The following is a 21,589-nucleotide window of genomic DNA, read 5'->3' on the forward strand; positions in this document are numbered from 1 at the left end:
GGCTTCTATTGGCTATGACGATCATAATTCACATCAAGTTCATGAATTAATGAACATGATGCTGACAAATAATATTCATCATTTGGAAACACATGAAGCTCGCCCAATTTTAGAATGTTATGGCTTTAATACACTACCTACATGGATAGCGCTTGATGCTGTTGAGGCCGTTCATATTGCTGAGCAAATAGGATATCCCGTTGCGGTTAAGTTACGTTCTCCTGATATACGACATAAATCAGATATACATGGTGTTGTTCTTCATCTACGCACCGCCGCAGAAGTTGAAACTGCAGCGCAAGCTATCTTTGATAGAGCTGCTATGCTTTACCCCACTGCGCGTATTAATGGATTGTTAGTACAACGTATGGCAGATCGTTCAGGCGCACAGGAATTGCGGATTGATGTACACAATGATCCGATCTTTGGCCCAGTGATCTTAATGGGAGAAGATAATGCGCATTGGGATATCCACCGTGACGCTGCAGTAGGTATACCACCATTAAATATGGCGCTGGCTCGTTATATGGTGATCGATGCGCTAAAAACAGGAAAAATCAAACAGCGCAGTGCATTAGAGAAAATAGACGTTCCTGCTTTATGTAATTTATTGGTTAAAATCTCGCAATTGATCATTAATTGTCCTGAGATCAAAGCCCTTAATATTCATCCCTTATTAATCAGCGGTAGTGATCTCACAGTGTTAGATGCCTCAATGGATATCCAATCTTTTAGTGGTGATAAACAAAAACGTCTTGCGATACGTCCTTACCCTAAAGAATACGAAGAAAACTGTGTGCTGAAAGATGGTCAAACCTTGTTATTGCGCCCGATCTTGCCTGAAGATGAACCGTTACATAAAACCTTTATGTCTAAAGTTTCAGTTGAAGATCTTTATAAACGTTTTTTCTCTGATGTCGGCGAGCTAAACCATGAAGCACTCGCTAAGTTTACGCAAATAGACTACGACCGTGAGATGGCTTTCGTAGCAGTAGCCCCAAATGCCAATATCAACCCAGATACCAATGAAAAAGAAGATGTTGTTTTAGGTGTTGCTCGGGCATTATCCGACCCTAAAAACCATGATGCAGAGTTTGCGATTCTAGTACGCTCAGATATGAAAGGATTAGGCCTCGGCAGTATCTTAATGGACAAGTTAGTGAGATACAGTAAGCAACGTGGATTGCAATATTTAACAGGAATGACGATGCCCTCTAATCGCGGAATGATCCATCTCGCAGAGAAGGTCGGTTTTAGTATTGACGTACAACTAGAAGATGGCATTGTTGAAATGCTGCTTCCACTTTTAGATAAAAAAGATAGCTAATCTCCGAGGAAGCGATTCGACGTATTCATTAAATTGCTGCCTTTTTAGTTTTTCTGCTTATATTCAAAATCTAATGTTAAACTTTAAATTGACGAATTATATAATGCATCTGAGATGATAAATCAGATAATTCTTGTGTTGATTTAACGGTTTCATTAACACTTTGGGCACTTTGCTGAGAAATCATATTCACCGTTTCCATGTTTTTATTTATTTCTTCAGTCGTTGTACTTTGCTCCTCTGAAGCATTAGCACTTTGTGTATTCATATCGTTGATCTTGGCAATAGAAGCGCTAATCACGCCAAACGCATCTTGGGATTTTGTCGCATTCACAACACTTTCTTTCACAAAGTTATTGCTCTTATCCATGCTAACTACTAGCTCGTCAGTACCTAACTGCACTTTTTCGATTAATACTTGGATTTCAGTTGTTGAATCTTGTGTTCGTTTTGCTAATTCTCTGACTTCGTCAGCAACGACCGCAAAACCTCTACCTTGATCGCCAGCTCGTGCCGCCTCGATTGCAGCATTTAATGCCAGCAAATTTGTTTGCTCTGCGATCCCGCGAATAACATCTAAAATACCACCTATATTTTCTGTCTCTTGCACCAATTCATTTAAACGAACTGACGTAAGATTTACCTCTTCATCAAGTTGATGGATACCTTCAATTGTATCTTTAACAATTATGATACCTGATTGCGCTTCCCTATTTGCTTCATTGGCAAATTGAGCAGCTGAAAAGGCATTCTGTGCAACTTCTTGTACTGACATAGACATTTGATTCATCGCCACTGCCACTTCATCTGTCATATGTTGCTGCTCTTTCACACCTTGGCTTGATTGCGTCGTTATAATGGTTAAATTATCTGATGCATCACCCAGTTGATCACTCGCATTGCCCATTTTTATAATAATTTGTTTTAAGCTATCCGCTGTTGTTTGCAATGCCGTAAGTAATACACCTACTTCATTATTACCATTTTGCTTGATTTGAATCGTTAAATTACCATTAGCGAGCTCTTTTGCGGCATCAACAGCTCGCCCTATTGGTCCAGTGATCGTTTTCGAAATAATAATGCCAATAGTCAAGGCAAGTATCGCAGCAATGATCCCTCCCAAAATAATCACTTTGGTTGCCAAATCCGCAGCATTTTCTGCCGAGATTTTACGTTGCTGCATTAGGTGTTTTTCAACCACGATAATATCATTCACTTTATTACGCAGTTCATCCATATAGATCTTGCCTTGCTTACTTGAAAGCTCTTGGTATAAATCTTCCATTACTTTGTAATTAAGTCCATTTTTTATCAGCTTAATTACAACTTCAGCATAATTATTAATCCAAGTATTGACATTTTTATCTTCAAAGGAATTTGATTTAAACAAGCTTTCTAAATCTTTTTTACCGCTATAATACGGCTCAAGATAAGTTTCATCTTTGGTGATAATATAACCGCGTAACCCTGTTTCCATATTAATTAACGCTTGTAGTACATCAGAGCTTTTAAAGCCAAAGTTCTCACCTTTTACTTCAATTCTAATCTGATCCATCAGCTTCTTTCCCATACCAGAAGCTAGCAGTTCATCGATTTTTATGGCTGTATTCTCACCGCTTTTAATATCTTTTCGTAACTTAATGATCTTTTCTGCATACTTTTGCCAACTAATCGCATCACTCTCGACTTTATCAAACCGTGGTTGTTGTGTCGGATTATCACTCGTTAATTGCCTAACAATATTAAGATCTTTTTTGAAGTTATCTTTACCATATACATAGGGTTCTAAATATTCAGTTTGTCCACCGATAGCAAAACCGCGCAGTCCTGTTTCTTGATCGATCATCGCACTAACAAGTCCATTCGCATGGTCGATAACTTTATATGTGTGTTCTACTTTTTTGGATGTTTGCTCCATTGTATTAATCGCATTCCATACAATGGTAAATAAGATGACAAGTAAAAGAATAACAAAGCCATTACTTATCAGTAGTTTATTTCTAATTGAAACATTGGAGATATCCATATGTATTAGCCTTTTATTATTGAGTAATAATGGCAGATATGACAGTGACTACTTCGATAATCACCTAATGTCCATAGCTTATAGCCTTATACATCATAAGCAATTAATTGCATTTGATTTTATAAAGTACAGTAATTTGTTTTAAAACTGAGAATATTAACCGTATTGATAAAATTAATTTTAAACATGTAGCATATTTAGCTAAAAAGGTTGCCTTATACACTATAATTTTCACTTTAGAGACAGTTAACCGAATTATGTGAGGTGTTACTGTGTATAACTATCCAAACACTGAGGGATATAAAACACGTCATTTTTTATATTTACTCACCACTATCATAAGTTTTTTGTTTCTAACGCATTTTACTTTTGCAGGAACGACAAAAAATATTGGTACCAACATTCCTGTTGATGATCAGTACGGATTAGCGCTTGAACCTTCTCCAACTATTACTTATCGCTTTTTACCACCAGCAGTTGGACAGCAACAGATTGAACAATTTATTGAACAATCTCCTGTTCTCGATACAATAAAACAACTTAGCCAACGTCGTTTTATTTTCTCACCCAGTTTACAAATTGTGTTTGGTTCGGAAGATGGCCCACTGTTTGATCCTGTGACAAATTCGATCCACATTCCCTATCAATTTGTCATTGAAGCCCGCAATCGTTTTAAAAATAAAGGCTTGATTAGCAATCAACGAGAGTTAAACCAAGCAACAGAAGATACATTATTACATACCCTTTTACATGAAATTGGGCATGCTTATATTATTGATAGAGCAATACCCATTTTGGGCAAAGAAGAAGATTCCGTTGATAACTTTGCGACGATTCTATTACTTAACGATATCGCAAGAGGAGATGAAATAGCGATGAACTCTGCCGACTTATTTGCATTGGAAGATCTGGATATCAACAGTTTTGATGATGTGGATTTTGTCAGCGAGCACAGTTTAGACTTGCAGCGTTACTATAATATTTTATGTTTAGTGTATGGTAGTAACCCTAGTCGTTATCAACGTATTTTTGATGAGCTACCCGTTTCTGATCGCCAACAGCAAAAAGAGCGTTGTCCTGAATATTTTTCGGTCATTAATCAAGGCTGGTTGCATTATCTTGCCGAATAACGATGAGTAAGCTGATATAAAATGATATGTTCATGGCAGATCTCTATTTAAGGTTATAAATAACCCAAATATGACAAAGCAAAAAACAATCACTTTACTATAGAGCTATAATCTTTAATATCAATAACATGATAACGATTTATATTGTGTTGTTACACTTTTACGGATGAGTTTGTATTCTATGTCGAATGACAGTCAAAAAGATAATAAAGTAGATACAAACTCAGATTTAGCGAAGAATGTTCATAGTAATACGATTTCGCAGCCTAAGCGATTCCGCCGCTTTCTATTTTGGACTATTTTACTTTTTACCACGCTGCCACCTGTCGTACTTTCTGTATGGCTGAACAGTAAAGGGATCCACCTAAACAGCGTTTCAGGCTTGCATTTCAATCATGGGATTTCCGCCAAGCAGATCTCTGTCAGTATTAATGATACCCAGTTAGAATTTAATAATTTATCTCTTCAACGACGTCACGATAAAACCACTGGAGATGTGTCTTATCATATAGTTGCAACAAAAACGAAACTGGAGCTTTCTCCTGCAGCAAAATCAATGCTAAAAGAGAAAAAAATAGAACTTAACTACATTCACTTTTGGGATGCTGATTTTAAATTTACTCATTTTAAAACACCTTTTCGTTTTTCTGCCCATGCGAGAAAAGTAACAGCATCAACGCTGCACACTAACAGTGCGAGTGGATGGCCTAACGCTATCCAGATACTAGAAGATGTTAACGTTGATTTTAATAGTGATCCTGATATTGCCTTATCTGGCACAGTAAAGCATGGTGTGATAACCCTGTTTTTCCCTAACTATAATCCCTCTCCTCACTATCGTTTACCTTTTAACGATGGTAATTTTTCTATTGCTTGGAAGAAAGGTTCAACCCCACTAAAAATTAATATCGGCTCTTTGGTTCCAAAGTGGGAAACCTTATATTCAATTTTAGAAAAGCAAATCATCACGAAACTGGCTTTCGCGATAGATTTCCATGACCCAATAGATTCAATGGTGTTAACCACTGATAAATTTCATATTGAAGAACCTAAATATTTGCCTCAATTTGTTGAACGTGCAGACATAAATAATAAGGGCTACCACTTAGGCCAAACAATTGCCAACCTAGCACAATTGCCGATGCACAAATTTAAAGTCAAATCATTTACTTACGGTGATTTGATTGTAGATGCTAAAGTGGTGTTAGAAACACCGCTCACAAACACAGATGGTAAGACGGAACAAAAAAAACATAAAAAGAAAACAGCTAAAAAGCTGGTTACACAGCAACAAATTGATAGGAAAAAGGCAATAGAACAAGCTAAACAACAAGCAAAAGATCTCAACATTACAGAAGAAACGCGAACAAAAGCGAAATTTATTGTTCGTGGTAAAGCTCTTGCGCCTAACCCCTACGATCTTGATGTGACGGTCCGCCACTTAACTAAAAACGATGCATGGGTTAATACCCACCTAACACGCAGTGACGGAAACACCCTTTACTGTGAATCTAAAATTCTCTTTAAGCAGCCATTGCCTACGTACTTTAATTGTAATGCTAACTTCAAAGACACTAAAGAATTTACAGATCGTCTTGGCCTAACTGAACTTCCTAATGCAAAGATCAATGGCCCACTGCGCATTTGGGCTAAACAAACATCTGCCCCTCTTGACGCACCTAAAAACAAAAGCATGCTGCTTAACAATAAGCTTGCTACCGCTTATTATGATGTAGGGTTTGAATTGCCCGAATCTTTTGAGATCGCCTTAAACAAGTACGCTCTCCCTGCTGGCTTATTCAAAAAATTTAATAGTGAACACGCAGACCAACGTAAAAACAAACAACTTGCTGATGTTAAAATGATCAGTGATGGAAAAATCGAATTTAACGTTAATTTCTACGACAAGCTACTACGTGTCAATTTGAAAGATGACAGCAAAAAAATTAGTTTTGTTAATAAAAAAACGCAATCTGCTATTAACCTAAACTTTAAAGATCTCAGCTGTCTTTACCCTAATTTGCAATGTCATATTAATGCAGAGATTGAAGCTAAAGCAGATAAAATTTATCCCATGCCCAATAGTTTGATTAAAAACTTCAATTTTCACACCAACATGGTTGCAACATGGGCTAACAGCCTCTTAGTCGCAAAAATGGCTAAGAATAATATTTCAATGGATAATGTTGATGTTCAAAGTATTCCAGGCTTTCAAAAGAGTCAAAGTAAGAACCTTAACTTCCACTTAGATTCATTAGTTGGACTATATACTCAAAATAAGCAAGGTACGATTGGTACATTTACCATTTATCAGCCAGCAGAAACAAAGGCATCACTGAATTCTGAATTTGTAGTCAATCGCCAAGAAGAAACGCATTCAGATAAAAACAGGCATCAATCATTAAGTCGTTATCGTGCAGATTTAGGGATAAAAGTTAATAATTTTTACCTTAGCCAAGATTTAAAATTAAGCGATGACACGTTATTAGAAAACGTGAAGCCTAACGCTGATAGTACTAATAAATATCCGTCATCAAATGTGTGCAATCCTGTCATACTAGGTCTTAATACCCCACCGTATAAACGTTCTCGCTCATACAGTATAGAAGAACTAATTAAAGATAACGTTTACTTAACGGTAGCTGTAATAGAATTGAATGTTTGTAAAAGAATGTCACATTTTACTGCGCCATTAATTGACGGAATTGATAACCTAAAGGCTTTTTTAGCAAATCCTAGCACCGTTACGTCAGGTAATATAAATCAAAAAGCAGATAGCGACGTCACTCTTAAACCACTGATCATTAAGTCTGATTATGGTGTTGTTTTTAATGTTCAACGTAACCAATTAAAGCTAGGTAAAGTTTATAGTGATGGCCATATACAATTATTAGGTAATGAGTTAACCCTCAGCAGCCAATTTAAAAATAGCAAAAAGGCTTTATTTGCTGATATTGATTTACACTCTAATTTTGATAGTGGTAACTCTCACATTAAGTTACAACGTCACACATTTAACTTTACACCAGAGCAAGATCTCAAAAGCTATTACATTCCAATTTTACCGATTGATTTAAATATTACCCATGGTCAATTAACCACTAGTGCCGATATTCATATAAATAAAGACACACAAGTTACAGGCTCAATTGCACTATCAAGCAAAGGCATTACAGGCGCGTATGAAGGTTATCGCTTCGGTAACGTTTATAGCAATGTACAATTAGCGCTCACTGCTTCTAATGTGAATACACAAGCACCTCTGGAAATCTCAGCCGATTATCTTGATGTTGGGATTCCGATGTCAAACCCTCGTTTTGTTGCTGATTTTGATACAGCAAAACAGTACTACCATATTGAACAAGGCTCTACTGAACTTTATGGCGGTAATGTTACTATTACACCACTTACCATAACTAGCCTTAGTAATATTAAGGAAGTGCCTTTGAAAGTAACAGGGGTTGATTTAAAACGTATCATGGCGATTGCGGATCAAGACAATATAGAGCTAACAGGTAAAGTGGATGGCGTTATTCCTATTGCACTTGATAATGGAAGTATCGTGATACGTAACGCTTCGCTCAACACCCGTAAACCCGGTGGCGTATTGCGCTACATTGAAGGCTCAAGCATTGATAAGAAAATTAAAGAGGCGGACACTTCAAGCCCTCTCAATATTGCAAAGGTATTAGAAAATTACCATTATAATAGTATTGCTCTTGCCTTTGATTACGCTAAAAATGGTGACCTTTCATTAATTACAAAAATCAAAGGTCAAAACCCAGACTTCCAGAACGGACGTCCGATCCACTTAAACATTAATTTAAATGATAATATCCCTAAATTATTGCGCTCAAAAGATATGATATATTCATCTCATTTAGTCGCTCAAATTAAACAACAACTTGGCATTCAATAATAAGAAGACAACTACCACTTATGACTACATATAAAAAACATTGCCAAAATCACGACAATAAAACCAGATCTTATGGTCATTTTTCAGCAGTAAAAGCTGCTTTTTTGCTGTTAGGTCTTACTAGTAGTATTGCAATCAGTGGGTGTACACCAAAGGTTGAGATTGCGCTTTCAGAGAAGCCGATTGTTATTAACCTTAACATCAATATTAAACATGAAATCAATGTGAAAGCCGATCGTGAAATTAATGAGTTATTCAATGACAAAGATGTATTCTAAATTCGTACTGAGTGTACTGACTGGGCTAATGCTATTGACGTCAGTGGCTCATGCATTAACGTTACAACAAGCTAAACAACAAGGACTTATTGGCGAGGCAAATAATGGTTATGTTGCAAGTGTACAACCTACGCCTTCACCATCCTTACGAGCATTGATTGATTCCGTAAATAAAAAACGCCAACAAGGCTACTTGCATATTAGCAAAAAGAATAATCTATCATTAGATGATGTGAGTCGTATGGCACAAGAAAAAGCGGTAAAGAAAACCTTACCAGGACAATACTTTCAAACTAAAACTGGTGATTGGGTTAAAAAATAAACCTTCATTTATGTTCAGTTTCTCTTAACCCTACGCTCTGTGTATTTAACTCTTAACTGTTCAGTATTCAGCGTATAATTTCCTTAATTATAATTATATATCTATCGCTATTACTATGCCCATCATTGATAACTTCAAACGTCTACGACCAATGGACGCGATTTTTATTTGTACTGCATTATTATGTTTACTGCCTATTATCAGTTCGCCAATCGCTTTAATCCTCGGTTTTTTACTTGCCAGTTTTGGTTTAGTCCCTTCACAATTTAATATTGCCGCCCTTACAAAAAAACTTTTATCTTATTCCATTATAGGCTTGGGCTTTGGTATCCATTTAAATGAGGCAATTGAAGCCAGTAAAGCTGGATTAGGTTTAATCATTTGCTCTATTTTCTTTACGCTTCTTCTAGGCTGGATTACTACTCACTTTCTATCACTAGATAAGAAAACTGGTCATTTGATTGCCTCTGGTACTGCAATTTGTGGTGGTAGCGCTATTGCAGCTGTTTCCCCTGCTATTAATGCAAAAGATGAACAAACATCACTGGCCCTAGCAACGGTATTTGTCTTAAACGCTGTCGCACTATTTATATTCCCTGCTATTGGTCATTTACTGGACATGAGCCAGCACGCTTTCGGGACATGGGCTGCGATTGCCATTCACGATACCTCATCTGTTGTCGGTGCTGCTGGTTCTTATGGTGATGAAGCGTTAAAAACAGCAACAACGTTAAAGTTAGCGCGAGCATTATGGATCATTCCCGTCGCTTTTATCAGTGCTTTGATTTTTAAAGGGAACAGCAAGAAAATCGCGGTACCTTACTTTATCGTTTTATATTGTGTTGCTATCTTAATTGCGCACTTTCTACCGCAGTTTCAATCTGTTTACGATATGATTTTTGCAGCTTCTAAGCGTTTACTGGTGGTGTGTTTATTCTTAATCGGCTCTGGGATCACTGTTAATAAGCTAAGAAATGCAGGTCCTAAACCGATGTTATTAGGTGTTCTACTTTGGCTTGCTATTGGTATCTCCTCATTAATATATATTGAAATGTTTATCCCTTAACTGACAGTACCCCCTAATTAAAAAAGCCGGAGTATATTTACTCAGGCTTTTTTAAGCCTACATTTCCATGATAGGACACCACATTTCTTCGAGTTCTTGTTCTGATGGCATCTTACCGTGCTCTATTTTTTTGATTACACGACATGGATTACCTGCCGCAACACAGTCTGCGGGAATATCTTTCGTTACAATACTTCCAGCGCCGATAACACTTCTCTCACCAATCGTGACCCCGTCTAATATTATGGCGCCCGCTCCTATCCATACACTATCACCAATAGTAATAGGGTTAGCGGCTGCAATAGGTAAGACTCTTTCAGCAATATCTAATGGATGACCAGCAGTACTAATAACCACATTCGGTCCAATTTGAACGAACTCTCCAAGCATCACTGGAGCAATATCTAAAATTTTAACGCCTGCATTAAGAAAACCACCCCGTTTGAAATGTATATTCTTCCCCATATCACAATAAAATGGCGGAAGAATAGTAACGCCATTAACCGAACCCAATAGCTCAGACAAAATACAATGATATTTTTCTGCTTCTGATGGTCTAGCATGGTTAAAGTCATACAGCTTTTCTTTAACTCTTTGCTGAAATTGGACAAGCTCTGGGTTAATGGGTAAATGTACGGAGAAATCTGATAGTTTGCTGCTCATCCTTGCCTCTAATACCAATAGAGATTTCAATATAGGAAGTAAAGTATCTGATAGCGCAGAGATTTTATATAACAAGAAACACGTATAAATAAAAAAGCGGCAATCATTTTGCCGCTTCGTGATAGAGATCTTAATTAAAAAGAGTGAATATAATCTTGTTTAATCAGGAGAATGTAATAACAAGTCAAATCGGCTGTTACCATGAAGAATATCGAGATCAGGCTCATCTGCAATTAAATCACGAATGGATGGGCTGGCAATAATCGAACGCTCTAAATCTTCAATCGCTTGCTCTTCAATCCCTAATCGAGAATATGCACAAGCACGTTGATAAAGTGCCGGGCCATTAGTGTCATCCACTTCCAACACTCGATTACATAAACTCAGTGCCCAATGGTATTCCTTAATTTCCATTGCCGCATCTGCTTTATAGGTTAAGGCTTCAAGATCACCTGGGCGAATAAGCAATATCTCATCATAAACATCAATACGTTGTTCCGGTGTTTGGGAACTTTGTGCACGTAACCATAGGTTATGAATTTCGTTAATTTTTTCAATTTCTTTGTTATTTTCACTAATAATGCGTGTTTTACGTTTTAAATCTCGTTCAAGCGCCAAGAACTTCTTCTCATATTCTTGGGCAATCTTCTCTAATCGTTTATCCGCCATTTCAGTGGTGTTACTTTTGAACTCACGAAGAGACTGCCAGCCAACAAAAGCGATAAGAGATGCGACACCAGCAATAATGTAGAAAAAATAAGTGACGGTCACATTCGCATAATTTAATGATTTATCAGCAACCGTTAATTCACGGTCGGTAATTTCTATCACCATTCGACGTTCAAGATCTTGTTGTGATTCTCTTAAACTTTTCAATTCATCAAGAATATAACGTTCCATAAACGGTTTTTCTAACATATCCGTTTCTGAATATTTTTTTTCACTTGCCTGTACGGAAAAACAGAGAAGTAGAGAAGCTAATAGCCCTATAAGCAAGCGCATAAGTATTCCTTTTACAGAGGTAAACAATACAACTTCTGAAACCATAGCAAATGGAGGGACTAAATAGCAAAAAGAGAGAGTAAATTACTGAAAAATGGATATATAAGCGGGTTAATATAAAAATATCGAATAATTAATCACCACTTGATTTAGATATAATACAGCCATAAAAATAATCGAAATATCAATCTTAGGAAGCCTTTCAACTCAATAAAAAGGACAGATAGCCTAAGGTATACCGTGGCAGTTTAAGGTTCTATTTCTAATTTATCAGTACTCGATAATGATTCTAGGTTGTTATTTTTAGTACTATCTATTTTCATCCACAAGACGATAATTAAGATTGAAAAAGCAATCAAGTCACAGACTGCACTCGTTAACCCAGATGTAAACAGTGACAACACAATCAACACTATAGCGAGCAATGCTGCACTTATCCTATATTTTTTTTCGTTATTTCTAGTTAACCAATTATTCATACTTCACTCCTTTCTATTGGTTAATAGTAATAGAGTGCTGAGTGTTAAAAAATATCGATTGAGTATTTGATAGAGTAAAACAATCTATCAAATACTCGTTATTTAGTATGAGTATTCAAAAGCGAACATACTATTTGGAAATTTCGATACCAATATACTAGGAGTTCGATTAGTTATTATTGATTATAACAACGCTTTAATTCATTAAAGCGATAGAAATAACTCCCAGCCTTAATAGGATGACATGACGATTTAAACCCGATTTCTTTTTCGTTATAAAGCATTTTTACAATCAGATCATTAGTTTGATCTCGATAAACATCCCACTGAATATTACTGCTGTAAGGTGCAACCCAATTACCCTGCCAATCGTTATTGGTATAGCTAAAGGTTGTTTGCGGATCAACCCCTTCTTCGCTACCTTTTAATTTCATATTAGCAGCAAAAGGAATAATGGTTTCAGCATGAGCAAAGCGTACTTTTAATGCCGCTTGTTCATCGCCATTCTTTATTTTTTCAATTTCATTGAAAAAATCACCTACCAATACGGAGGCCATTTTGTAAGTAATATCAGTGTTATTAAAGCTTGGGCCTTTTTCATAGAAATCTTCAGCATCCAACACATAACTTAACCATTGTGACTCTTCTGGGGTAAAGAATTGTTTAAAGTTCCAAGGTTGATCAACAGCCTCTTGAGTCATACCAGGAGCTATCAAATAAAGATTAAACAAGTGAATAACAGAATCTACTTCATTTTCGGCTAATAACTTATCTGGCTTCTCTGTTGAATAAAACTTAAGTTTTCCACTTATTAACTGCTGAACGAACTCTGGCTTATATAAGCGATTCAACACAGTTTCTGCTACTTGATGAGATTTTTCACTATCAAAAACACCTTCAATTGCAGATCTTAACTCTGGATCATTATCAACATAATCATTGTATTCATCATTAGATTTATGAAAATAAAGCTGCTCAGGATTAGCTTTAGGTGCTAATAATAAATCTGCTAGATCTTGATTATTTTTAGTAAAACCTTCAGTAAAAGCATTAGCGCTTGCTTCTGCTCGTGGTTGCCCCGAAAACTCAACAACAATATGACGTTGATTCTCTGTTGCATTATTAATTAACGTCTGAGTACGTTGTGCCGTACGCTGTCCAATATTCATTAATTCATCATGACCAAGACCTGATAAATTACCATAACCTAACGCTATATTAGCAGCCGTCATACGTTCAATTTCAGCCCCTAGCTTTTCACCTAGTGGTGTTAGTGCACCTTGCTTTTGTGCCTCACGCCAAATCTGCATTGAAATATCGTCATATTTAAAACTTGAAAGTGCACGGGAGCCATGACGAGAAACCAACTCAGAATAAACTAACTCATAACCTTGCGGTGCTTGTTGGTAAGTACCGAGTTTCTACTGCGGTGCATAAGTTGTTTTGGTACCAAACTGATACTGAGCTACTGGGTCAACTGTATTAGAAGAATGACAAGCAGTGAGCCCCATAACACCTATAGCACAACACAAAGCAAGATAACGCATATAAAACCTTAATATTCTTGTAAAAACGCGAGATTAAGCGAGTTATGTGACAACTTATCTTCATTTACGTCAGGGTTTTGTCAACTTAAAGCTTTTCGCTGCGACAGAGGTTCAACACTTTGCAATCGGTAATTCATCAAGTCGAGTAGTCCAACGATTAGAACGATGTGCTTGCTTCATATGCCAGTTAGAGGTGGCAATAACAGATGCGGGTTTAATGCCATTTTTAAACTTCGCATTCATCATATCGGTAATTGCCATTAACTCTCGCCGTTTAGCTTCATCATAATCACTGGTATCAAACATATCTAATTGAAAGCTATTATTTTCAGCTGGCGTCAGTTCATCTAATATCACACCAACTTTTTGATACTCATAGCCTTCTTTATAGAGCTGTTTAAGCTGCTGTAATGCTGATTCAATAAACTTATAGTTATCTTGGCTTGGGCACATCAGTGCTACTGCGCTACTTCGGTTTCGCTGTGGTAATTGCTTGTAGCGATTAGTACGTAAGAACACACCTACGGTATTTGCTTGGCTTCCTTGTTTGCGCAGTTTTTCTCCCGCTCGCTGACAATGAAAAGCCAAAGCGGATTTTAACTCTTCAAATTCTGTAATGCCTTGACCGAAACTTCTACTCGACAAAATTTGTTTGCGGGTTTCATCAATATCACCTGGTGCAATACACGTGACGCCTTGCAGTTCCATCACTGTACGTGCAAGAACGACACTCCATACTCGACGCATTTCTTGCGCGTTTTTTTGAGATAGTTGGAGTGCATTATCAATACCTGATGTACGTAACCTCGTTGCCGTTTTTGGTCCAATTCCCCAAATATTTTGAATTTCCGTACGAGCTAGTAACCATTCCCTTTTATAATCACTATCGATTTGAATGACACCATTGACCTGTCTCTCATACACTTTGGCTGCATGATTACCCAATTTTGCCAAGGTTGGTGTTGCACCAATCCCTACGCGAACGGGTAATCCAATATTTTTATAAATAGTGTTTTTAATTTCTCGACCATAATCGTGCAATTGATCTAACTTAAAACCATCTAGACGAACAAAGGCTTCATCTATTGAATATTGTTCAATACACGGAGAAAACTTAGAGAGCTCTTCAATAAAACGGCGACTCATATCGGCATATAAGTTGTAATTTGAACTACGTACGTGAACACCTTTCATACTGGCATTTCGTTCAACTTTAAACCATGGCGCACCACGTTGAATACCAAGTGCTTTCGCTTGATCAGAAAGAGCAACACAACAACCATCGTTATTAGAAAGTACAACTAAGGGCTTATTCACTAAGGTTGGATCAAACAACTGTTCACATGAACAATAGAAACTCTTGGCGTCCACTAATGCCCACACTTGATCGTGTTTACCTGTGATAATTTCAGACATAGTCATTTCAAATACAGCATTAAAGTAAATTGTGAATATTACGGGTAACAACACCAAAAATTTCAGCATCTTGAGGTAAAGGAAATGATTTCATGGCTGGATTTTCTGCTTTTAGCCACCAAGCATCATTAATACGAACTAAGCGTTTACAGGTAAACTCATCATATATACGCGCAATAACAATTCGCCCAGGAATCACTTTTTCAGCTCGATCAACCACAAGCAGATCACCATCAAAAATTCCAGCACCAATCATAGACTCACCGGATGCACGTAAAAAGAAAGTAGCATTCGGGTGGCGGATCAAAAATTCATCAAGATCTAAACTCTCTTGATGTCCATCAGCCGGAGATGGAAAACCACACGCCACTGATTCAATAAAAAACGGATATGCTGTCATTAAACAAGCCAAAACATAACTGTGCATTTATACAGTTTAATACAAATAACACTGCAAGGTCACTTTTTATTGTTTTGCTATCACTGCATAAATCCATTGTTAATAAAACATATTAAAAACCTATAAATCAGGATTTTAATCGAATGAAAAAAAATCAAACAGCGTTTTTTATACTATTTTAATGCGGAGAATATGCTTTTATTAGATACAATGAATAAACAAAAATTTGATACTCAATATTGACACCTACTCCTAGGCTTTTCTCGATATAGTATTGTAGTGGTCAACTAAAATTGGCCACGGTTTTAGAGTTTTCCCAATATAATCGTTCTGATTCGTTGGGAGTTAGGCCGCCATTATATTGATGCGGCCTGAGTTGACAGTAATACCCGATAATGTAGCGGATGATCTCTTGTTGAGCTTCAGCAAAACTACGATAACCCACTGTTGGCACCCATTCGGTCTTTAAGCTTCTAAAGAAACGCTCCATTGGTGCATTATCCCAGCAATTTCCTCGGCGAGATAAACTCTGTTTTATCTTAAAACGCCACAGTAATTGACGGTACTTTCGACTTGTATAGTGGCTACCTTGATCGCTGTGGAACATGACGCCTTTCGGCTTACCACGCGACTCATAAGCCATTGAAAGAGCTTTGCCTGTCAGACTGGAATCAGGTGATAAAGACATCGACCAACCAATCACTTTGCGGGCAAAAAGATCAATAACAACCGCTAAATACATCCAGCGATTTCCTGTCCAAATATACGTAACATCACCAACCCAAACTTCATTTGGGGCGGTAACAGCAAACTGTCGGCCCAAGTGATTTGGAACCTCAACATGTTCTTGAGAAGCCTTTCTGTATCGATGCTTTGGCTGTTGGCAACTGACTAAACCAAGCTCTCTCATGAGTTTTGTTGCTCGGTATCGGCTCAGTTTTAAACCCTGATTTGTGACTATATCTGCAATAGTCCTCGCTCCCGCAGAGGCGTTGCTTGCTGCGTGGGCCTCACTAACTAAGCTGCGAAGTTTGACTGTTTCCGCCCTAATCGCTGTTGGACGCTTTAGCCAATAGTTATAACTACTTCGATGAACATTGAAGACTTCGCATAATGTTTTTACGCTATAGCTCTGCTTGAGTTTCTTGATCATCAAGAATTGTTCAGTGAGTCCGACATCAACAGAGCCGTGGCTTTTTTTAATATTTCATTATGCTCTTCAAGACGAGCTAACTTCTTTTTTAATTCCCGAATTTCTATTTGCTCAGGGGTCATAGGCGAAGCTTTTGGCGTTTTGCCTTGTCGTTCTTGTTTAAGCTGACGAACCCATTTATCCATCGTGGATTTACCCACATTCATGGCTTGGGCGGCTTCTGCCACTGAGTAATTTTGATCAATCACTAACTGTGAAGCCTCGAGCTTGAATTCTGCGCTGAATAGTCGTCTTGTACGATTTGTCATAGTGTCACCTGTTAACGTATGAAGTGATGATATCACCTCTAACTAAGTGACCAAATTCACTATGCCACTACATATCTACTCTCAAAGATTTGGAGACACATATGACGTTGCTGACTCGTAAGGCAGTTACTCTTTTAGGCCTATTAGCTTTATCTGGTTGTGCATCTTCTGACAGCCCATGCGATTCAGGTTACCTTATGCCATCAAAAATTGATGGTGCTAATTTTCAGTGTGAAAAGCCAGCTGATACTGTCGTTCCTGAAACAACAGTTACGCCAACGCCAGTGATTGATAGCAATTATATCGACAACAATAATGCGCATCTTGAAGATGAAACATCAATGACTAACGATCAAGCATTTGGTGATATTTTTCCTTCTCGTTACACAGTACAAATATTAGCAATAAGTGAAGAGCGCAATTTACGTGGTTACCTACAACCAATTACAGGTAATGAGCCAATCTGGGTTAACTGGAAACGTGTAGACGGTCGTAACTGGTATGCTGTCATTTATGGTAACTTTGCAACTAAAGATGAAGCTCGCCAAGCCATTCAAAGTCTCCCTTCATCTGTTCAAGCACAAGGACCATTCCCATTAAGCTTTGCTACGGTAAAAGCTGACAAGGAAGGTCAGGTATACCAACTACGTTAATCACTCTTTAATTACGCAATAAAAAAACCAGCCTTAGTGCTGGTTTTTTATCGTCTATCTTTTTAACAGACATAAAAAAACCAGAGTCATACTCTGGCTTTTTGTAGTGCATAGAGATAGCTTATTCGCCGTCTTTACTCACATCTGTATTGCGTTTTTTCTTCGGCATAAATACGTCGTTACCAACCGCTTGGTTTTCGTAAAAACGCTTATCTACTTTCTTCTTAGCACGTGGAGCTTGTTGCTTCTGAGCAACAACTTTATCGCCTGTTGGCTTCTTCTTGATAAACTTCTTCTTAGGCGCAGGTTTCAACCCTTTAAACTTACCTTCTAACCCTTCGATAGTGGTAAATTCAATCTTCTGCTTTAAGAAAGCTTCAACGTTGTTAAAGCTCTTCCAGTCTTTAGGGCCAACCAGTGATACGGCATCACCTTTGTTACCCGCACGGCCTGTACGACCAACACGGTGTACATATTCTTCCGCGTGTTTAGGCATATCGAAGTTAATAACTAGTGATACGTTATCAATATCTAAACCTCGAGAAGCAATATCCGTGGTAACAAGGATCTTATGACATGTGCGCTCAAACTGGCTCATGATGCTATTACGTTGGTTCTGGTTTAAACTACCACTTAGTGCAACTGCCTTTAGCTTGCGCTCATTTAACTCAGCGGTTAAACGATCAGTATCAGCACGAGTAGCAGTAAAGATGATCACTTGTTTGTAATCTTGGGTTTCTAGGATTTTATCCAGTAAAGCTTGTTTATGATCTAAGTGATCACAAAGAATAAAGCGTTGTGTAATATCTTTATGCTCTTCCGCTGAGTGTCCAATCGAAATTCGCTTCGGGTTATCAAGCATTTCAGATGCAATTTCGACTACATCTGAATGGTCTAGTGTTGCAGAGAACATTAACGTTTGACGACGACGGTGGTTAGCCGCTTCGTTAATACGACGAAGTTGTGCCTCAAAGCCTAAATCAAGAATACGGTCAGCTTCATCAAGGATTAGCATTTCTAAACCATCAAGGTGCGTACTACGGTGCTCTAGGTGATCAGCTAAACGACCCGGTGTTGCAACAACAAACATAGGGTCATTACGTAGTGCTTTAACTTGATCATTAAAGTTTTCACCACCAACAATTAAGGTACCGTCATAAGGTGTACCTGCATTTAACGTTCGTAATTGAGCAAAAACCTGTTTAGCCAATTCACGTGTTGGTGTCAGGATCAATACACGAGGATCACGACGTGTAAACGGCTTACTGCGATACATACGTTGCATTGCAGGAAGCAAAAACGCCAATGTTTTACCGGAACCCGTTTTCGATGAGGCTAAGATATCTTTGCCTGCGATAGCAACAGGAATTGCTGTTTGCTGAATTTCGGTTGCTCGATCAAACGCCAAATGATTTATTTTTTTCAGTAGGCGTGGGTCTAATCCAAGATCTTTAAAATGCAAAATGACGCTCCGGTAAAAACAACTCTTTGGATAGAGTTTACAGTTAACTATGATGAATATCACAATAACGTGAAAAACATTAGCCATGGATTATAACACAAGTTCTGATTAAGAAAGCATATTTACCTTTTTCATTTTCTTATAAGGCGATTGATAAAACCTAATTGGAAAGAAGTGAGCATTTAGTCTAATCTAGCGAAGATTTATTCAATAAGGATGTATGATGTCAGAAAATAAATTCCCATTATGGTTAGCCGTTTCCTATACCCTCTTTTTTATCATTTTAGGAATTAACCCTGCTTTTAGAGCAGTATGGATAGCAGAAGCCATTCCGCTGATCATTATTTTTGGATCACTCATTTTCACTTTCCGTTACTATCGTTTTAGTAACCTAGCTTACGCTTTAATGGCTGTATGGTTAGTGCTACACAATATCGGTGCTCACTATACTTTTGCAAATGTTCCATTTGATTGGTTTAACGATTTAATTGGTTCCCAACGTAATAACTTTGATCGCCTTGCCCACTTTTCGATTGGCTTTTATGCTTTCCCTATTGCTGAATATTTAGTGAGAAAAAACCATTGTAAGCCGCTTATTGCCGGTTTATTTGGTTTATTTGCTGTCATGGCAGTTGCTGCTGGCTATGAGATCGTTGAATGGTGGTACGCTGCAAGTGCTGGCGGTGAAGCAGGCATTGAATTCTTAGGCTCTCAAGGAGATATTTGGGATGCTCAGAAAGACATGTTAGCTGACACCTTAGGTGCGGTGTTTAGTTTGATTTTATTTTTTATTTTCAAAACCTATAAGCAAAACGAAAATTAAAATATCTGCGAATAAATGTTCATATCAAAAAAGGCGCTCACTTTAATATAAAGAGAGCGCCTTTTTATTATTAGCAGTTCAGTATTAACGCTAATTATTCCGCGTCTGGATAACCATTTGGGTTTGTCGACTGCCAACGCCAAGTATCTTTCGTCATATCATCTAAAGTTAATTTTGCTTCCCAATGCAACTCTGCTTTTGCTTTTGCAGGATCTGCCCAGCATTCAGCAATATCACCTGGACGACGTGGTGCAATACGGTAAGCCACTTCAACACCTGACGCTTTTGAGAAAGCATCAACCATTTGCAGTACGCTGTTACCATTACCTGTACCTAGGTTATAGATGTGCAAACCTGCTTCAGAGCCTTTGTGGTTCAGTGCTGCTAGGTGACCATCCGCGAGATCTACGACGTGAATGTAATCACGAACGCCAGTACCATCAATCGTTGGATAATCATTACCAAACACAGATAGGAATTCACGACGACCAACTGCAACCTGAGAAATAAATGGCATCAAGTTATTCGGGATACCTTGTGGGTCCTCACCCATGGTGCCTGATTTGTGCGAACCAACAGGATTAAAGTAACGTAATAGCGTAATGCTCATTTCTGGATGAGCGTGTTGAATATCAGTTAAACACTCTTCAACCATTAACTTGCTGCGACCATAAGGGTTGGTCGCACTGGTTGGAAAATCTTCTGTAATTGGCACAGAAGCGGGATCGCCATAAACCGTTGCTGATGAACTAAAGATTAATGCATTCACACCAGCAGCACGCATAGCTTCAACCAGCATTAATGTACCGTGAACATTATTATCGTAGTATTCAAGAGGTTTTTCTACTGACTCACCCACTGCTTTTAAACCAGCAAAATGGATAACAGCATCAATTTCATTTTCAACGAAAACACTATCTAAAAAAGCACGATCACGAATATCACCTTGGTAAAAAGCAGGTTTAATGCCAGTAAGGTTTTCAATACGACCTAATACTGTTTCTTTACTGTTATACAAATTATCGACAATGATTGGAGTCATACCAGCTTCAATCATTTGTACACAAGTATGGCTGCCGATATAGCCCATGCCACCTGTAACTAAAACACGCATAGTGTCTCCTAATCCTTAAAATAGCGGCTATCACATTTATACAAAGGAATATTAAACCGTTATATCAAATAGATAATCAATCAGTTGCCAATGATTATCGTGGTAGTTTCAAGTCAGTTATGTTTAATATTATCATCTAACGCACTTAATCTTTATTATCTATGTTTAAAAATACAAACAATAAGTTCGATTTTAATAACTTGCACCCCCATTATAAAACACTGTATTATTAGGCGGTGCTTTTTTAACTATAGAGTCACTATGAAACGTTTATTACCTATAACTATGATGATATGCAGCTTATTCCCTCTTCTCAATGGCTGTGAAGTGGTTCAATGGAAAACCGATCATGATCAAACCGCGCTGCATAATGATGGTTTTACTAAACATTCCCTTGCATTAAAAGAAGGCGGAACGCTGACTTACTGGGAAGGTGGACAAGGTGAACCTCTATTATTATTGCATGGTTTTGGCGGTACAGCTGCAGCAACATAGAAAGCT

The 21,589-nt window shown here is 37.7% G+C and carries 19 protein-coding genes; 9 read left to right on the top strand and 10 right to left on the bottom strand.

The genetic code is table 11. From position 1 onward, the window contains the following. Positions 1–1,327: GNAT family N-acetyltransferase (locus SKA34_RS23415; protein WP_006643705.1), on the top strand; the 1,327-nt coding region annotated here is incomplete at its 5' end. Between the two features lie 76 nt (positions 1,328–1,403). On the opposite strand, the gene SKA34_RS01440 is transcribed toward SKA34_RS23415, so the two are convergent. Then, on the bottom strand, positions 1,404–3,353 hold the full coding sequence (locus SKA34_RS01440) for a CHASE3 domain-containing protein (RefSeq protein ID WP_006643706.1): 1,950 nt from the start codon (positions 3,351–3,353) through the stop codon (positions 1,404–1,406). 272 nt (positions 3,354–3,625) lie between these two features. On the opposite strand from SKA34_RS01440, the gene SKA34_RS01445 reads away from it, so the two are divergent. The 5 genes from SKA34_RS01445 (at position 3,626) to SKA34_RS01465 (ending at position 10,068) form a co-directional block, all read left to right on the top strand. Then, positions 3,626–4,483 (top strand): DUF4344 domain-containing metallopeptidase, encoded by an 858-nt coding sequence (locus SKA34_RS01445; protein WP_006643707.1) that lies wholly within the window; start codon positions 3,626–3,628, stop codon positions 4,481–4,483. A 181-nt stretch (positions 4,484–4,664) separates the two neighbouring features. Further along, positions 4,665–8,402: a YdbH domain-containing protein gene (locus SKA34_RS01450; RefSeq protein ID WP_006643708.1), complete on the top strand. Its 3,738-nt coding sequence runs from the start codon at positions 4,665–4,667 to the stop codon at positions 8,400–8,402. Between the two features lie 20 nt (positions 8,403–8,422). Then, a complete protein-coding gene (locus SKA34_RS01455; protein WP_006643709.1) occupies positions 8,423–8,680 on the top strand; it encodes a YnbE family lipoprotein in 258 nt (85 codons plus the stop codon). Further along, positions 8,661–9,002: a YdbL family protein gene (locus tag SKA34_RS01460; protein ID WP_006643710.1), complete on the top strand. Its 342-nt coding sequence runs from the start codon at positions 8,661–8,663 to the stop codon at positions 9,000–9,002. Before SKA34_RS01455 ends, SKA34_RS01460 begins: the two co-directional genes overlap by 20 nt. Positions 9,003–9,117: 115 nt before the next feature. Beyond that, positions 9,118–10,068 (top strand): YeiH family protein, encoded by a 951-nt coding sequence (locus tag SKA34_RS01465; RefSeq protein WP_006643711.1) that lies wholly within the window; start codon positions 9,118–9,120, stop codon positions 10,066–10,068. Positions 10,069–10,125: 57 nt separating this feature from the next. Here SKA34_RS01465 and SKA34_RS01470 read toward each other — a convergent pair whose 3' ends face one another. The 7 genes from SKA34_RS01470 to SKA34_RS01500 all read right to left on the bottom strand — a co-directional run bounded on the left by SKA34_RS01470 (position 10,126) and on the right by SKA34_RS01500 (position 17,036). Beyond that, the gene (locus SKA34_RS01470) at positions 10,126–10,731 is read right to left on the bottom strand and encodes a sugar O-acetyltransferase (protein ID WP_006643712.1); all 606 of its coding nucleotides are present in this window, start codon (positions 10,729–10,731) and stop codon (positions 10,126–10,128) included. Between the two features lie 159 nt (positions 10,732–10,890). Further along, positions 10,891–11,733: a tetratricopeptide repeat protein gene (locus tag SKA34_RS01475; RefSeq protein ID WP_006643713.1), complete on the bottom strand. Its 843-nt coding sequence runs from the start codon at positions 11,731–11,733 to the stop codon at positions 10,891–10,893. A 248-nt stretch (positions 11,734–11,981) separates the two neighbouring features. Continuing rightward, entirely contained in the window at positions 11,982–12,212 is a 231-nt protein-coding gene (locus tag SKA34_RS01480; protein WP_006643714.1) for a hypothetical protein, read from the bottom strand. 176 nt (positions 12,213–12,388) lie between these two features. Continuing rightward, entirely contained in the window at positions 12,389–13,579 is a 1,191-nt protein-coding gene (locus SKA34_RS01485; protein ID WP_255348818.1) for a histidine-type phosphatase, read from the bottom strand. 291 nt (positions 13,580–13,870) lie between these two features. Next, entirely contained in the window at positions 13,871–15,181 is a 1,311-nt protein-coding gene (locus SKA34_RS01490) for a Y-family DNA polymerase (protein ID WP_006643716.1), read from the bottom strand. Positions 15,182–15,194: 13 nt separating this feature from the next. Next, positions 15,195–15,575, bottom strand: coding sequence for a LexA family transcriptional regulator (locus SKA34_RS01495; RefSeq protein ID WP_006643717.1), 381 nt, complete (start codon positions 15,573–15,575; stop codon positions 15,195–15,197). A gap of 283 nt (positions 15,576–15,858) precedes the next feature. Continuing rightward, positions 15,859–17,036, bottom strand: a protein-coding gene (locus tag SKA34_RS01500) for an IS3 family transposase (protein ID WP_086004105.1) whose coding sequence is annotated in 2 segments (ribosomal slippage) — positions 15,859–16,778 and positions 16,778–17,036 — 1,179 coding nt in all. Because the reading frame shifts where the segments join, the coding sequence is not laid out codon by codon here. 101 nt (positions 17,037–17,137) lie between these two features. On the opposite strand from SKA34_RS01500, the gene SKA34_RS01510 reads away from it, so the two are divergent. Beyond that, positions 17,138–17,689: an SPOR domain-containing protein gene (locus tag SKA34_RS01510; RefSeq protein WP_006643718.1), complete on the top strand. Its 552-nt coding sequence runs from the start codon at positions 17,138–17,140 to the stop codon at positions 17,687–17,689. A 121-nt stretch (positions 17,690–17,810) separates the two neighbouring features. On the opposite strand, the gene SKA34_RS01515 is transcribed toward SKA34_RS01510, so the two are convergent. After that, entirely contained in the window at positions 17,811–19,151 is a 1,341-nt protein-coding gene (locus SKA34_RS01515) for a DEAD/DEAH box helicase (protein ID WP_006643719.1), read from the bottom strand. Positions 19,152–19,374: 223 nt separating this feature from the next. Between SKA34_RS01515 and SKA34_RS01520 the strand changes: the two genes are divergently transcribed. Further along, a complete protein-coding gene (locus tag SKA34_RS01520; RefSeq protein WP_006643720.1) occupies positions 19,375–19,974 on the top strand; it encodes a DUF2238 domain-containing protein in 600 nt (199 codons plus the stop codon). Positions 19,975–20,068: 94 nt separating this feature from the next. Here SKA34_RS01520 and galE read toward each other — a convergent pair whose 3' ends face one another. After that, positions 20,069–21,088 (bottom strand): UDP-glucose 4-epimerase GalE, encoded by a 1,020-nt coding sequence (galE, locus tag SKA34_RS01525; RefSeq protein ID WP_006643721.1) that lies wholly within the window; start codon positions 21,086–21,088, stop codon positions 20,069–20,071. Positions 21,089–21,349: 261 nt separating this feature from the next. Here galE and SKA34_RS23420 point away from each other — a divergent pair, with 261 nt between their 5' ends. Further along, positions 21,350–21,583: a hypothetical protein gene (locus tag SKA34_RS23420; RefSeq protein ID WP_006643722.1), complete on the top strand. Its 234-nt coding sequence runs from the start codon at positions 21,350–21,352 to the stop codon at positions 21,581–21,583. The last annotated feature ends 6 nt before the right edge of the window (positions 21,584–21,589 follow it).

It is taken from the genome of Photobacterium sp. SKA34 (assembly GCF_000153325.1).
GTDB lineage: Bacteria > Pseudomonadota > Gammaproteobacteria > Enterobacterales > Vibrionaceae > Photobacterium.